Here is a 13,170-nt window from a genome sequence, read left to right on the forward strand (position 1 = left end):
CCACACAGGGCGAGGTCAGCGGGACCGGACCCGGTCAACGAACTGGGCCGTCCGGGCCTGCAGCCCGTCGATCTGCCGGAGCACGACGGCGGCCGGGTCGGGGTTGATTTCATTCGCGGGCGGTTCTTTGCGGACGTTTCCACAGCACAGGAAGTCGGCGCAGATTAGGGTGCCCACGGTGTTGCCGTCGCGTCCGGACTGCCCGGCCCGCTTGGCGACCCACAGCACCACATCCTCTTTGGAGAAAACGTCCCGGCACAGCTCGCACAGCACTGAACGGTTTTTCTTGGCGCCGCCGTCCGGCGCACGGAGCATGATCCCGGTCAGGCCTTTGGGCCCCGGGACCACCAGATAGCCGCGCAGCGGCATTTTGTCGTCACGCCAGCCCAGGAAGTCCAGCGTGTCCCAGTCCAGGGTGGCGAAATCTTTGGGCAGGTTGAGCTTGGCGGCATCGGACCGGCTGGCGTTGACGAAGGAGGAACGGATCTGCTGGGAAGTAATTTGCTGCATGGCTGAACTTTCTCGAAGATGTCGGATTCCCCTGCACCGGGGACGGCAAGAGTGTCAGCGGTTCCGGGCGCAGCAAGGAAACCCCCTGTGCATTGCGTCTGAGGCGGGTCGGGAAAGGCTACGGCCGGCTGCCGTCGAGCGTGGAAGCTGACGCATTAGCCAGCGCAAAGCAGGCCAGAACGGCCACCCCGCTCACCATGGCAGCGACGACCTGGGAGGTCCTCTGCGTGCTCATTGCCCCTCGTTCCATCCAAGTTCAGCCGGTCCTGACCGGCCCTGCCATCCTGCCAAAGGTGAAGTGGCCGTGTCCAGATCCCGGAACAGAGTGTGTGCTTCGTCACGAGAAACCAATTAAGGTACGGAAACCTTGCGTAATCCTTGCAAGGATAGGCTAGCCTTACTCGGGTTCGCATCATTCACCTAAGGAGTTCCGTGACTTCCCCCTTCCTCCCCGGCCCGAGTGCCACACGCCGCACGCTGTTCAAGTCAGCCGGCAAGGCAACAGCCGTCCTGGCCGCAGCGGCGCTCACCATGACTGCCTGCTCTACAGGACCCGTATCCTCGGCCTCGGACGCGGGCACCGCAAGCTCCAGCCCGCAGTTCCCGGTCACGATCAAGCACGTTTTTGGCCAGACCACCATTAAGAGCCAGCCCCAGCGCGTGGCCACCGTCTCCTGGGTCAATGATGACGTGGCCATCGCCCTTGGTGTGGTTCCCGTAGGCGTCCCCAAGAATGAATGGGGCGGCAACGCGCAGGGCTCCACGCCGTGGAAGGACTCCGCGCTGGAGAAGCTGGGCGCGGGCTTCGGCTCGGCCAAGGCTCCCGCCCAGTACTCCGAAGCAGACGGCGTGAACTTCACGGAAATCGCCAAACTCGCCCCGGACGTCATCCTGGCCGCCTACTCCGGCCTCACCGAAGAGGACTATAAGAAACTCAGCGAGATCGCGCCCGTGGTGGCCCAGCCCGAGGTGGCCTACGGTACGTCCTGGCAGGATTCCACCTCCATCATTGGCAAGGCCCTGGGCAAGGAAGCAGAGGCCACCAAGCTGATCTCTGACACTGAGGCCACCATCAAGGACAAGGTCTCCAAGTACCCGCAAATCGCCGGCAAAAGCTTCATTTACGGCAACCTGGAGCCTGCTTCAGCCGACGGCGTCAACGTATACACGGCGAACGACAACCGCCCCCGCTTCCTTTCGGAGATAGGCATGAAGCTGGCGCCCGTTGTGGAGGACAACTCCAAGGACTCCAAGGAATTCTTCATCCCGTGGTCCGCGGAGAAGGCCAATGAGCTCAAGTCCGACATCTTTGTCACCTGGGTACCGGACGCCGCAACCACCGACTCCATCAAGTCCGACCCCCTGCTCGGCCAAATCCCGGCAGTCCGGAATGGTGCGCTGGTTGCCGATTCGGACAACACCCTGACGCTGTCCATCTCGGCATCTTCGCCGCTGAGCCTGCCGTGGTCGCTGGACACGTTCCTGCCGCAGCTGGCGACTGCAGCCGACGCAGTCACCGGCGCTGTGAAGTAAGTACCGTCCCATGACGGAAGGTACGACGGCGGCGCCCGCAACCACGCGCGAACTGGCAGATAATGCCCCCAAAAAAGCAAAAACAGGGCATTATCTGCCAGTTCGCGCCGGGGGAATGGTTCGCGCCGGGGGAAGGGCCGGGAGAACCGGTACCAGGCAGGCCGCCTGGCTGCTGGCTGCCGTCGTCGTACTTGCCCTCCTGACCGGCGCGTCCCTGGCCGTCGGCGCCAGGGGCCTCTCGGTTGGTACGGTGTGGCAGGCGCTCATGCAGTTTGATCCGGCCAACGGCGATCATGCGGTGGTCCACGCCCGCATTCCGCGAACAGTGCTTGGCCTGCTCGCCGGTGGCGCCCTGGGACTTGCCGGCGCGGCCATGCAGGGTGTGGCCCGCAACCCGCTGGCAGACCCGGGCATCATGGGCGTCAACGCCGGGGCCGCATTGGCCGTGGTCAGTGGGATCTACGTGTTCGGCGTTTCCTCCCTGACCGGCTACATCTGGTTCGCGTTCATCGGCGCCGCCGGGGCCGCCGTCGTGGTTTACCTCGTGGCCTCCCTCGGCAGGGAAGGGGCGACGCCGGTCAAGCTCGCCTTGGCGGGGGCTGCGCTTAGCGCGGGGCTTTACTCGCTCATGAACGTCATCCTCGTCTCCAGCCAGGACACGCTGGACCGCTTCCGTTTCTGGCAGGTGGGCGGGATCGCCGGCCGGGACTGGTCGGTGGTGCTGCCCGGTCTGCCGTTCCTGGCTGTAGGTGCGGTCATTCTGCTGTCCACCGGCCGGATCCTGAACAGCCTGGCCCTGGGCGATGACATCGCCCGCGGCCTCGGCCAGCGCGTGGGCGTGGCCAGGGGAGCCACCGCGCTCGGGGTTGTGCTGCTGTGCGGCTCCGCCACGGCGCTGGCTGGCCCCATCGGCTTTGTAGGCCTGGTCATTCCACACGCCGTGCGTTCCCTCACCGGCCCGGACTACCGCTGGATCCTGCCGTTCTCCCTGGTCCTGGCTCCTGCTTTGCTGCTGGGCGCGGACATCATCGGGCGGGTGGTGCTGCTGCCCGGCGAAGTCCCGGCCGGCATCATGACGGCTCTGGTTGGCGCGCCCGTCTTCGTCTGGCTCATCCGGCGCGGGAAGGGAGCCGGCCTGTGACCACCACGGCACCAGCAACCACCACTACGCGCGAACTGGCAGATAATGCCCTCAAAAGCGCCGATAGAGGGCATTATCTGCCAGTTCGCACCGCCCTGCTGGCCGTCGGCGTCCTCGCACTCTTCGCTGCTTCAGTCCTGCTGGGCAGCTACACCGTGACCATCCCGGACTTCTTCAGGATCCTGGTCGCCCACCTCACCGGCGGCGAAAAGATGCCAGGGGCCAGTTTCATCGTGATGGAGAACAGGTTGCCGAGGGCCGCGACCGGCACCATGATCGGCGTGGCATTCGGCCTGTCCGGTGGCCTCTTCCAGACCATGCTCCGAAATCCGCTGGCCAGCCCCGATGTTATCGGCATCAGCTCCGGCGCGAGTGCCGCCGCCGTCACCGTCATCGTCATCTTCGGGGCCTCCGGCGCTGCTGTCTCCGGTGCTGCGCTGGGCGGAGCGCTCGCCGTTGCCGGCCTCATCTACGCCGTGTCCCGCGGAGGTTCACTCCGCGGAGGCGGCGGCAGCGCCGGCAACGCCGCGGGCAACCGCCTCATCCTGGCGGGTGTGGGCATCGCGGCCGCCCTTCATGCCGTAGTCAGCTTCCTTATGACCCGCGCGGACGTCCGGACGGCTGCCGACGCCCTTGTCTGGCTCAACGGCTCCCTCAACTCCGCGAATTGGGAGCGCGCCGGCGTGCTGTCGCTGTCCCTCCTGGTCCTGATTCCAGTTGTCGTTGCCCTGGCAGGCCCGCTCCGTGTGCTGGAGCTCGGCGATGACGCTGCCGCAGGCTTGGGCATCCGGGCCGGGCGCACCCGCCTCGCTGTGGTGGTTGCCGCCGTCGCTTTGGCAGCGGTCGCGACGGCTGCAGCCGGCCCCGTTTCGTTCGTCGCGTTCCTTGCCGGCCCCATCGCACGGCGTTTCACCCGGAAAGCCAGCCTCCCGGCGTCGGCGTTCGTCGGTGCTGTGATTGTCCTGGCGGCGGACTACATCGCCGCCAACATCGCGCCGCTGCTGCTTGACGGCACTGTGCTGCCTGTTGGCGTGATCACCGGTGCCCTTGGAGCGCCCTTCCTACTGTGGCTCCTGGTCACGGCCAACCGAAAGGATGCCTGAGATGGCGGTTCTCAACGCCCGGGACCTCACGCTGAAATATGACCAGCGCTGTGTGGTGGACGGACTCAGCGCGGAGATTCCCGAGGGCAAGGTGACCATGATCGTGGGCGCCAACGCCTGCGGAAAATCGACCCTTCTCCGTGGACTGTCCAGGCTCCTCAAGCCCGCAGCGGGAGCAGTGACGCTGGACGGCAAGGACATCCACTCCCGTCCGGCCCGCGAGTTGGCCCGCACGCTGGGACTACTCCCGCAGCACCCCGCGGCGCCGGACGGCATCACTGTCCGGGACCTGGTGGGCCGGGGGCGGTACCCGCACCAGGGCTTCTTCCGCAGTTGGAGCCAGGGCGACGACGCCGCGGTGCAGCGCGCGCTGCAAGCCACCGAAACGCTGGACCTCGCCGCCCGGAATGTGGATGAGCTGTCCGGCGGTCAGCGACAGCGCGTCTGGATCGCCATGGCGCTCGCCCAAGAAACGGAGGTGCTGCTGCTGGACGAGCCCACCACCTACCTGGACCTGGCCCACCAGATAGAAGTCCTGGACCTGGTCACGGACCTGAACCGCGAACGGGGCACCACCGTCGCCATCGTCCTGCACGACCTGAACCTGGCTGCCCGCTACGCGGATCACGTTATCGCCATGAAGGGCGGCGCCGTTGTGGCCCTCGGCGCCCCCGGGGACGTGGTCACTGAGGACCTGGTCCGTGAGGTCTTCGGCCTCGAGTCCCGAGTGATTCCCGATCCCGTCTCGGGAACGCCCCTGGTCATCCCCATCGGCCGCCATCACGCCGGCCGCCATCGCACGCCCGCCAACGACGTCGTCAACGAACTGGAGCCTGTTTCATGAAGACCCGCGAGACCGCATTAACGGAGCCCATGACCCTGGCGTTCGAGGTCAGCGTTTCCTCAGTCCTGGAACTGAGCCCAAACTTCCGCCGGATCACGTTCGGCGGCTATTCCTTGCGCAACTTCGGCGTCCATGGGGACACGATGGATCTGCGGATCAAGCTGATGATCCCGTCGCTGGCGCAGGACGGAAGCCAGCTTCCGCTGCCGGCGTTCCGGATGGACCAGGCCGGCTGGTACCGGGAATGGCTGGACATGGATCCCGCCGTCCGGGGCTCCATGCGCACCTACACCGTCCGCGAGTCACGCCTGGATTCTGTATACCCGGAGATCGACGTCGACTTCGTGATGCACTTTGACTCCGAAGGAAACGGCGGCCCCGCCGCCAACTGGGCCCTCAACGCCAAGCCGGGCGACGCCATCACCATCATCGGTCCCAACAGCCGCGCCGCCCACTGCGTCACTGCCGAGATCTACTCAGGCATCGAATGGCGGCCCGGGATGGCCCAGCGCGTCCTCTTCGCCGGCGACGAGACCGCGGTCCCCGCCATCTCCGCCATCCTTGAAAGCCTGCCTCCTTATATGAGTGGCCAAGCCTTCCTGGAAGTTCCGCAGGCCGCTGACTTCTTGGATCTCAGGACCGCCGCCGACGTCGACGTCACCTGGCTTGCCCGTGGTGCGGCCATCGGACGCTCACGTCCGCACGGGGAACTGCTCCAGGAAGCGGTTCGGCTGGCCGTTCCGGTGCCGGGCTGGGTAGGCATCAAAGCGGCCGACGGCGGCGCGGGCCCCGAGCCCGAGGAGGTCAACGTGGATGTGGACATCCTCTGGGAGACCCCCGCGCGGATGGACACTGCGGCGATCGGCGCTACCAAGAACCCGGACATGCCCGCCGGTGCCATGCCCTTCTACGCCTGGATCGCCGGGGAAGCCGGCGTTATCAAGGACATGCGGCGCTACTTGGTGCGGGACGTGGGGATCGACCGCAAGCAGGTTGCGTTCATGGGGTACTGGCGACGGGGGAAAGCGGAGCTGTAGGGCATTCCTCCGGCCTGCCTTACCCGTAGACGCGGACCCAATCGACATGCATCTGCGAGGGCTTGGTCGCCGAACCGTCCGGGAACCAATCCATCTGCAATGTCTGGTGCATGCCGGCCGAAGGCTGGTCAGAACCAGCTGTGCGCCAGAACCAACGGCCCCCAGTTCTGTTGCTGTCCGTTTACCTCGGCGTTTCTTTGGGAGGCTACTTTGTGTGTATGGGTTCTAATCCTTTGCTTCCGGTCAGGGAGGGCCGGCGGGTTTTCGTTGCTTTGGGGGATTCGTTCACCGAGGGTGTGGGGGACCGGGATGAGCGCCTGCCCAACGGGGTCCGGGGCTGGGCCGACCGGGTAGCGGAGAAGCTGGCGAAGGCCCGACCGGGGTGGGAGTACGCCAACCTGGCCATCCGGAGTAAGCGGTTGAGGCACATCATCAGCGAGCAACTTGAACCGGCGCTGGCCATGGAGCCAACGCTGGTGACTCTCTATGCCGGCGGGAACGACATCCTGGACTTGGGCACGGACGTGGCCGCACTGATGGAAACTTACGAAGATCTGGTGGCGCGCCTTGCCGGAACGGGAGCCACGGTGGTCCTGTTCACGGGCTTCGACGTCAAGGTTTCGGCGCTCCTTGAGCCTCTGAGGAAGCGCAATACCAGCTACAACGAGCGCGTGCGCGAGATCGCAGTGAAGTACGGTGCGGTCCTGGTGGACTACTGGTGCCTGGACGCGTTCCATGACCGGCGGATGTGGGACGCTGACCGGCTTCACATGTCAAAGGCGGGCCACAAGTACCTCGCGGGGCAGGTGCTGGATCAACTCGGTGTACCGCACAAGTTCGTTCCGAAGGAATGGGACCCGCCGGCCCGGCTGAGCCTGCGGGAATGGGAAAGGCATCAACGGCGCTGGGTCCACGATTGGGTGCTGCCCCTGTTCGGCCGCAAGATCAGGGGCACCACGCTGGGAGATGCACTCAGCCCACGGTGGCCCGAACCGGTCAAGGTGCCGAAGAAGGGTGGGCTGAAAAAGCTGGCGGAAAAATCCCGGGCCAACGCAGCGGAGTGTTAGGCGTCGAGGAGGTTTTCAAAGCCCGGGGCAACCCTGTTGGCCGCGAACTCGGTGACCTGGAAGTCAGCAACGCCGTTCACGTAGAAGGGGTCTTTGGCCAGGCTGGCATCCAGCGTGGAACGGTCTGCCCTGGACAGCAGCAATCCACCGGTCCGGGGCACCTTGCGTCCGGCGGCAACAAAGACACCGTCCTCAAAAGCACCCTTTAGCCAGTCGACGTGGGCCTCCAGATGGAACTCCACTACGTCCTCGGGCACCTTGTAGCTCAGCGACACAACATACATACAATCAGCCTACCGGGAGGATATGAGGTCACTTGAACTGTCAAGGAGGCAAGGAACCTAGAATGTACGCATGACCGAACCGCGCTGGCTCAATGCCGACGAACGCCGTGCCTGGCTAGCCCTGCTGAGCATCAACACCATGCTTCCTGCCGCCCTGGACACGCAACTGCACGCTGCGGGCAAGGTGTCGCTGTTCGACTACAACGTCATGGCCATGCTGTCGGAGGCGGAAGGTCGCTTTCTTCCCTTGAGTGAACTTGCCGCCCGCACGAGTTCCTCACTGTCCCGGCTGTCGCATGTGGTCACGAAGCTGGAAAAGCGCGGCTGGCTGGAACGGCGGCCGCATCCGGGCGATGCACGGGTCACCTCGGCCCACCTGTCCGACGCCGGCATGGCGACTTTGGTGGCCCTCGTACCGGGGCACGTGGAAGCGGTCCGCACCAAGTTCCTGGACGCACTGACGGCTCGTGACGTCGCTGACCTGGCCCGGATCGGGGAGAAGATTGTGGCCCGGCTCGATGATGATCATTGGATCCTGCGCGAAAACCAGCCGTAGCCCGGGTGCCGTCCCTGACCGGCGCCGCGCCCACACTTGGTTGCTCCCAGCAACTGATGACACACTGGCGCTATGGATTTTTCGGCCCGCTACGTAGCCCTCGGTGACTCTTTCACGGAAGGCGTCGGCGATGACGACCCGGCGCGCCCCAACGGCGTTCGTGGCTGGGCAGACCGGGTAGCGGAGCAGCTGGGCGCTGCAGATCCGGGCTTCGGCTACGCCAACCTCGCGATCCGCGGTAGGAAACTCCGCCAGATCATGGCAGAGCAGGTGGACGCCGCCGTCGAGCTTAAACCCACCCTGGTGACCATATATGCAGGAGCCAACGACATTCTGCGCCCCAAGATCGACATCGATGACCTGCTGGTGGAGTACGACGCCGGCATCCGGAAGTTGAGCGCCACCGGCGCCACGGTGGTGATGTTCACCGGTTTTGACTCCCGGGGTTCCAAAATTTTCAGCACCACCCGTGGCCGCACCGCCATCTACAACGAGCTCGTCCGCGGCATCGCGGGCGATCACGGCGCTCTGCTGGTGGACTACTGGCGCTTCAGCGAATACTACGACTGGGGGATGTGGGCGCAGGACCGGATGCACATGTCCGCCGCCGGGCATGCCAACATGGCAAAGCGTGTGCTGACGGTCCTGGAACACAATCACTCGATCGAGGTCCCGCCCATGACGCCGGTCCCTGAGCTGAGCCGGACCGAAGCCATCCGCGCCAACGCACACTGGGTCCGCGATTTCGCCGCCCCGTGGGTGGTCCGTAGACTGACCGGCAAGTCCTCCGGGGACGGCCTCACACCGAAATACGCCCAGCTGACCCGTCCTTAGCGGCGGAAACCAGGCGTCGCCAGCAGCTGCCCGTCTGCCGCGACTGCAAGCACGGAAATATCCCAGCAGTCCGTCGCACGGTCCAGCATTGGCGCACCGCCGGCCACAATCGCCGTGGCCAGGACGTCCGCGGTCACGATGTCTGCTGCCGCGACGGAGACTTGGATAAAAGCCCGGGCTGCGCCTGGCTGCCCCCAGATGTGGTCGCCTCGTTCAGCGGAACCCGATGTGGCCAGCGCCGCGTGCTTTCTTCCCGCGCCGAGGGGATATGCGGCCACCAGGGTGCCGCGGTCCTCGGGATCAACGATCCCGGCCTGCCACGGCTCATCGATTCCATGCTTGGGCGACCCTGTGACCAGCACGTCGCCGCCGCCGTTCAGGCACCAGTCATGCCTGCCCAGCGCGAGCAGCGAAGTCCCCGCCTCACGGATCGCGTGGCCCTTGATCAGACCGGAAAGATCCAGCACGCCGTCGGACCTTTCTGGAGTGAATGCACCTTCGGTGCGGTGCCGCCAGTCAAGCGCCTCCTCATACCGCTCGCGCATGCCGGCTGACACATTCCGGAGCGCTAGCTCACCGCGGGCGAGCCGGCTCGCTTCCGAATCAGGCCGGTACAGGCTGAACGTTTGGTCCAGGTCCAGGAAAAGACGTTCGACGACGGCGGCGGCAGCTGCGATCTCGTCATCGGATGGGTGCCCTTCCGCAGCCGGACCGCTTGGAAAGGTCAGGCTCATGACCGTGCCCATGCACTGGAACGTCCTGGCCTTCATGGCTTCCCGGCATGTCATTGCCACCTGGCTCTCAGAGGTTTGCGGCATCGATGGCTGCCTGGAGGGACGTGAGATACCCATCGCTGGTGACGGTGGCGCCGCTGATGGTCTGGACATTCGCGGACTGGGCTGCCAGTACTTCACTCCGCAGCAGCGGGGCCGCCCGATTGCTGATCTGGACGGACTTGCGGTCGTCGTCGGTGAGGTGGAGTGCCGTCACATCGGTGATCACGCCGCTTTTCACCGTGATCTGGACCTGGACGGTTCCAAACCTCGTCTGGACAGCGGCACCCGCATAGGTTCCGCCGCCAGCTGCTGCCGCACCGGCTCCCGACGATCCGGACGACTCAGCCGCCGCTGCGGAATCTGAGGAACCGGAGCTTGCGCTTCCGGGGCCGGAAGTCGCGCCCCCGGATGTCGTGCCGGCGTTGGTTCCGGCGGATGTTGCAACTACTGATCTGCGGATCTCAGCCACCTGGGCGCCGGCCTGCCAGCCTGCAAGGAGGATGCCGGCTGATGCCAGCGCTGCTGAAACTGCTCCCCGTGCCTTCACCAGTCAAACCTTTCGTGATGGATCTGTTCCGGCCGAACGCCCGCCCTGCCGGCATCGGCGATGACGCTGCGGGCCCAGGCTGCGGGACCACAGATATACACGTCCGAATCCGCGATGTCCGGGGCATAGGCCGCGAGGTTGTGCCCGTTGCGGACCGCGTCCTCGGGCAACCAGCTGTGGGGACTCCGCTCGGCGCGGGGACCTGTGAGGTGGAAGAGCCTGACGCCGCGGCTTCGGCAGATTTCCAGGATTTCGGAGCTGAGGTACAGCTCCTGTTCACTGTGTCCGCGCAGCAGGACAGTGGCGTTCCCGGGAGTAAACGGAGTCCTTTCGAGCAGGGCACGCAGGGGAGTGATCCCGATTCCGGCACCGATCATGACCACCTTCTCCCGGCTCCGCGCTGCCGTGCCGAAGAGTCCGTAGGGTCCTTCCACGGCAACCTTCGTGCCGGGCCGCAGCCGGAGAAGCTGTGACGAGCCTCGGCCCAGGTTGCGGACCGTGATCCGCAGCGAGCCCTCGCCATTGGTGCCCGGCACCCGGGGCTCGGACGACAGACTGAAAGGGTGCGGATGCCACCAGAGCCCGGGAGCGAGGAACCGCCAGACGAAGAACCTGCCGCCGGAGCCGGTAAGCCGATTGAGCTGACGCCCCGTCATCTCGATGTTTACAACGTCACGGGCCACGGTTTGAACCCGACTGACCGTGAGTTGGTGCCGGGAAGTGGCCAGGACCGGCTGCAGTACGCGGTAGTAGAGCAGGGCCGTCCCCGTGGCGATGCAGATGGCCATCCAGTACCAGCGTTGCCACGTACCTTCGGCGAAGAGCGCGCCTACGCTGAACTGGTGCGGGATCGACGTGCCGACGGCGGCATACGTCAGCAGGTGCACGGCGTACCAGAATTCGTACGGAAAACGACGGCGGACAGCCGCCAGGGACGTGACCACTACTGCGATGAACAGGGCCATCGAAATGAAGGCCAACCACATATCAGGCACCTGGACCCACAAGGCAACCGATTCGCTGATGGGGTCCAGCCCCTCAGCCATTCCATAACCCACCGCAATCAGGAGGCCGTGGGCCAGCAGGAGATAGAGCGAGGGTTTACCGAGTTTGCCGTGGAACTCCAGGGCTCGGTCGTGCCCGATGGTCTGGTCGATCAGCGGGATTCGGGCTACCAGGAGCAGCATAAGCAGGACCAGGTCCATCCCCGTCAAACCGGCAACGATCCCCAAGGCGGTCAACGCGGAGCCGGCCGAATCGATCACTGTTGCGCCGCCGTCGGCCAGCCACAGCGCGACGGCGGCGGCCACTGAGCTCCAGGCCGTGACAGTCAGGGCATCAGCGCGGAGCCGCCGTCGGCGGTGCTGTGCCACAAAGTATTGGGACCCGGAGGGGCCCCGTGGACCTGTACGAAGCTCCGGACGGCCGGAGCGGCTATCAGCCGGGGGTGCCGGCAGGAGCTGTGTCTTCATGCTTCAAAGGTGCGCCGTGAAGCTTTCATTCTCCTGTGAAACGACCGGTGCACACGCTGTGACTTCGGGAGAGGCGGAGCAAGACCCGTATACACCATCAGAGGCCGGATTGGTCTTTAATTGCCCGAACTCGTAGACTTGGTAGGCGCTAAGTGCGCGGAGCGTGCGCAATTGCTCCGGTGGCCCGGTAATTTTCTCCAGGGTAGCCGGTAGTTAGGGGCTCAAGTTGCGTGACTAACCGTTCACCCTGATCACTTTGGGTCGCACTTGGACGCATGATCCAGCAGCAGATATGCGGATCATTACTTTCAATTTTTGAGGAGAAGTCATGGCAGCACACTGCCAAGTGACCGGAGCCGAGCCGGGCTTTGGGCACAGCATTTCGCACTCGCACCGCCGCAACAAGCGCCGGTTCGATCCGAACATCCAGAAGAAGCGCTACTGGGTTCCGTCCCTGCGCCGTAATGTCACGCTGCAGGTTTCTGCAAAGGGCATCAAGACCATCGACGTACGCGGCATTGACGTTGTCGTCGCCTCCATCCTTGCTCGGGGAGTGAAGCTCTAATGGCTAAGGACAAGGACGTACGTCCGATCATCAAGCTCAAGTCGACTGCGGGCACGGGTTACACCTACGTAACCCGCAAGAACCGTCGTAACGACCCGGACCGCATGGTTCTGAAGAAGTACGATCCCAAGATCCGCCAGCACGTCGAATTCCGAGAGGAGCGCTAAACCATGGCTAAGAAGTCCAAGATTGCTCGCAACGAGCAGCGCAAGGTCATCGTTGAGCGTTACGCTGCAAAGCGCCTCGAACTGAAGAAGACCCTCGTCGACGCAAACGCCACCGACGAAGCACGCGAAGCTGCACGCCTCGGCCTGCAGAAGCTGCCCCGCAACGCGTCCCCGATCCGTCTGCGTAACCGCGACATCATCGACGGCCGTCCCCGCGGAACCTTCCAGAAGTTCGGTATCTCCCGTGTTCGCTTCCGCGACATGGCTCACCGCGGTGAGCTCCCGGGCATCACCAAGTCTTCCTGGTAATCCAGCACCGCTGATTCCAGCTGCTTGAGAAGGGCCGGCAACCATCAGGTTGCCGGCCCTTCTGTGCATTAACGACCAACTGTGCCGGCACGTGTCTGATGTGCTGCAGCCCACAGAACAGGATCACGACGGCGGCACGCGGTCCTGGGTGCGGATGACGCCTCCAGCCCCGAAACGGCGGGGATTCCGACCGGCGTTGAGGGGATTTGCGGTGGGGGCAGAGTGGGTGTAATGTTTTCTAAGTCGCCGCGAGGGAGACAGCGAAGAGCTGGTTTCCGCGGGCGGCCAAACCCCCAATTCAACACCAGATTCTGGTAGCTCTTTAGAGTGCTTCAGTTCGGGTGAAGAACGGGTTTCTGACCGGTGCAGGTCCTGAGAGATGGATTTGCAACGGGGCTGGAAACCGGGTAAGTTTGAAAAGTTGC

General features: G+C 64.7%; 16 protein-coding genes. 11 read left to right on the forward strand and 5 right to left on the reverse strand.

The window, feature by feature from the left end; genetic code table 11:
• Nucleotides 1–15: 15 nt before the first annotated feature.
• Nucleotides 16–510: an FBP domain-containing protein gene (locus tag J7E83_RS16590; protein WP_214964434.1), complete on the reverse strand. Its 495-nt coding sequence runs from the start codon at nucleotides 508–510 to the stop codon at nucleotides 16–18.
• A 432-nt stretch (nucleotides 511–942) separates the two neighbouring features.
• Between J7E83_RS16590 and J7E83_RS16595 the strand changes: the two genes are divergently transcribed.
• The 6 genes from J7E83_RS16595 (at nucleotide 943) to J7E83_RS16620 (ending at nucleotide 7,235) form a co-directional block, all read left to right on the forward strand.
• Nucleotides 943–2,043 carry an iron-siderophore ABC transporter substrate-binding protein gene (locus tag J7E83_RS16595; protein WP_214964435.1) on the forward strand — a complete coding sequence of 367 codons (1,101 nt, stop codon included), beginning with the start codon at nucleotides 943–945 and terminating at the stop codon, nucleotides 2,041–2,043.
• Between the two features lie 115 nt (nucleotides 2,044–2,158).
• A complete protein-coding gene (locus J7E83_RS16600) occupies nucleotides 2,159–3,184 on the forward strand; it encodes an iron ABC transporter permease (RefSeq protein WP_251043980.1) in 1,026 nt (341 codons plus the stop codon).
• A gap of 77 nt (nucleotides 3,185–3,261) precedes the next feature.
• Nucleotides 3,262–4,287: an iron chelate uptake ABC transporter family permease subunit gene (locus J7E83_RS16605; protein WP_214964485.1), complete on the forward strand. Its 1,026-nt coding sequence runs from the start codon at nucleotides 3,262–3,264 to the stop codon at nucleotides 4,285–4,287.
• Nucleotide 4,288: 1 nt separating this feature from the next.
• Complete coding sequence (locus J7E83_RS16610) at nucleotides 4,289–5,131, forward strand: ABC transporter ATP-binding protein (RefSeq protein WP_214964437.1); 843 nt, start codon at nucleotides 4,289–4,291, stop codon at nucleotides 5,129–5,131.
• A complete protein-coding gene (locus tag J7E83_RS16615; RefSeq protein WP_214964438.1) occupies nucleotides 5,128–6,168 on the forward strand; it encodes a siderophore-interacting protein in 1,041 nt (346 codons plus the stop codon). Before J7E83_RS16610 ends, J7E83_RS16615 begins: the two co-directional genes overlap by 4 nt.
• Before the next feature lie 218 nt (nucleotides 6,169–6,386).
• A complete protein-coding gene (locus J7E83_RS16620; RefSeq protein ID WP_214964439.1) occupies nucleotides 6,387–7,235 on the forward strand; it encodes an SGNH/GDSL hydrolase family protein in 849 nt (282 codons plus the stop codon).
• Here the strand turns inward: J7E83_RS16620 and J7E83_RS16625 are convergent.
• On the reverse strand, nucleotides 7,232–7,519 hold the full coding sequence (locus J7E83_RS16625; protein ID WP_214964440.1) for a YciI family protein: 288 nt from the start codon (nucleotides 7,517–7,519) through the stop codon (nucleotides 7,232–7,234). The genes J7E83_RS16620 and J7E83_RS16625 overlap by 4 nt on opposite strands.
• A 70-nt stretch (nucleotides 7,520–7,589) precedes the next feature.
• Here J7E83_RS16625 and J7E83_RS16630 point away from each other — a divergent pair, with 70 nt between their 5' ends.
• Entirely contained in the window at nucleotides 7,590–8,075 is a 486-nt protein-coding gene (locus J7E83_RS16630; protein ID WP_214964441.1) for a MarR family winged helix-turn-helix transcriptional regulator, read from the forward strand.
• Nucleotides 8,076–8,147: 72 nt separating this feature from the next.
• Nucleotides 8,148–8,909, forward strand: coding sequence for an SGNH/GDSL hydrolase family protein (locus J7E83_RS16635; RefSeq protein ID WP_214964443.1), 762 nt, complete (start codon nucleotides 8,148–8,150; stop codon nucleotides 8,907–8,909).
• On the opposite strand, the gene J7E83_RS16640 is transcribed toward J7E83_RS16635, so the two are convergent.
• The 3 genes from J7E83_RS16640 to J7E83_RS16650 are packed head-to-tail and all read right to left on the reverse strand — an operon-like array spanning nucleotide 8,906 to nucleotide 11,704.
• Complete coding sequence (locus J7E83_RS16640; RefSeq protein ID WP_396020564.1) at nucleotides 8,906–9,727, reverse strand: FAD:protein FMN transferase; 822 nt, start codon at nucleotides 9,725–9,727, stop codon at nucleotides 8,906–8,908. The two genes, J7E83_RS16635 and J7E83_RS16640, sit on opposite strands and share 4 nt — an antisense overlap.
• A complete protein-coding gene (locus J7E83_RS16645; protein WP_214964445.1) occupies nucleotides 9,711–10,232 on the reverse strand; it encodes an FMN-binding protein in 522 nt (173 codons plus the stop codon). The genes J7E83_RS16640 and J7E83_RS16645 overlap by 17 nt, the downstream gene beginning before the upstream one ends.
• The gene (locus J7E83_RS16650; RefSeq protein ID WP_214964447.1) at nucleotides 10,229–11,704 is read right to left on the reverse strand and encodes a ferric reductase-like transmembrane domain-containing protein; all 1,476 of its coding nucleotides are present in this window, start codon (nucleotides 11,702–11,704) and stop codon (nucleotides 10,229–10,231) included. Before J7E83_RS16650 ends, J7E83_RS16645 begins: the two co-directional genes overlap by 4 nt.
• Before the next feature lie 328 nt (nucleotides 11,705–12,032).
• Here J7E83_RS16650 and rpmB point away from each other — a divergent pair, with 328 nt between their 5' ends.
• Genes rpmB through rpsN form a run of 3 tightly spaced genes read left to right on the forward strand, consistent with a single transcriptional unit; the run spans nucleotide 12,033 to nucleotide 12,745 of the window.
• A complete protein-coding gene (gene rpmB, locus J7E83_RS16655) occupies nucleotides 12,033–12,269 on the forward strand; it encodes a 50S ribosomal protein L28 (protein WP_104043693.1) in 237 nt (78 codons plus the stop codon).
• Nucleotides 12,269–12,436, forward strand: coding sequence for a 50S ribosomal protein L33 (gene rpmG / locus J7E83_RS16660; RefSeq protein ID WP_013602737.1), 168 nt, complete (start codon nucleotides 12,269–12,271; stop codon nucleotides 12,434–12,436). Before rpmB ends, rpmG begins: the two co-directional genes overlap by 1 nt.
• Nucleotides 12,437–12,439: 3 nt before the next feature.
• Nucleotides 12,440–12,745 (forward strand): 30S ribosomal protein S14, encoded by a 306-nt coding sequence (gene rpsN / locus J7E83_RS16665; RefSeq protein ID WP_050687445.1) that lies wholly within the window; start codon nucleotides 12,440–12,442, stop codon nucleotides 12,743–12,745.
• The last annotated feature ends 425 nt before the right edge of the window (nucleotides 12,746–13,170 follow it).

The sequence above is a fragment of the Arthrobacter sp. ISL-48 genome, assembly GCF_018613805.1.
Lineage (GTDB): Bacteria > Actinomycetota > Actinomycetes > Actinomycetales > Micrococcaceae > Arthrobacter.

Bases quoted from the DNA above. Each gene is read 5' to 3' on its own strand.
- J7E83_RS16590 (WP_214964434.1), bottom strand. From the start codon at position 510: ATGCAGCAAATTACTTCCCAGCAGATCCGTTCCTCCTTCGTCAACGCC.
- J7E83_RS16600 (WP_251043980.1), top strand. From the start codon at position 2,159: ATGGTTCGCGCCGGGGGAAGGGCCGGGAGAACCGGTACCAGGCAGGCC.
- J7E83_RS16610 (WP_214964437.1), top strand. From the start codon at position 4,289: ATGGCGGTTCTCAACGCCCGGGACCTCACGCTGAAATATGACCAGCGC.
- J7E83_RS16615 (WP_214964438.1), top strand. From the start codon at position 5,128: ATGAAGACCCGCGAGACCGCATTAACGGAGCCCATGACCCTGGCGTTC.
- J7E83_RS16620 (WP_214964439.1), top strand. From the start codon at position 6,387: ATGGGTTCTAATCCTTTGCTTCCGGTCAGGGAGGGCCGGCGGGTTTTC.
- J7E83_RS16625 (WP_214964440.1), bottom strand. From the start codon at position 7,519: ATGTATGTTGTGTCGCTGAGCTACAAGGTGCCCGAGGACGTAGTGGAG.
- J7E83_RS16630 (WP_214964441.1), top strand. From the start codon at position 7,590: ATGACCGAACCGCGCTGGCTCAATGCCGACGAACGCCGTGCCTGGCTA.
- J7E83_RS16635 (WP_214964443.1), top strand. From the start codon at position 8,148: ATGGATTTTTCGGCCCGCTACGTAGCCCTCGGTGACTCTTTCACGGAA.
- J7E83_RS16640 (WP_396020564.1), bottom strand. From the start codon at position 9,727: ATGCCGCAAACCTCTGAGAGCCAGGTGGCAATGACATGCCGGGAAGCC.
- J7E83_RS16650 (WP_214964447.1), bottom strand. From the start codon at position 11,704: ATGAAGACACAGCTCCTGCCGGCACCCCCGGCTGATAGCCGCTCCGGC.
- rpmB (WP_104043693.1), top strand. From the start codon at position 12,033: ATGGCAGCACACTGCCAAGTGACCGGAGCCGAGCCGGGCTTTGGGCAC.
- rpmG (WP_013602737.1), top strand. From the start codon at position 12,269: ATGGCTAAGGACAAGGACGTACGTCCGATCATCAAGCTCAAGTCGACT.
- rpsN (WP_050687445.1), top strand. From the start codon at position 12,440: ATGGCTAAGAAGTCCAAGATTGCTCGCAACGAGCAGCGCAAGGTCATC.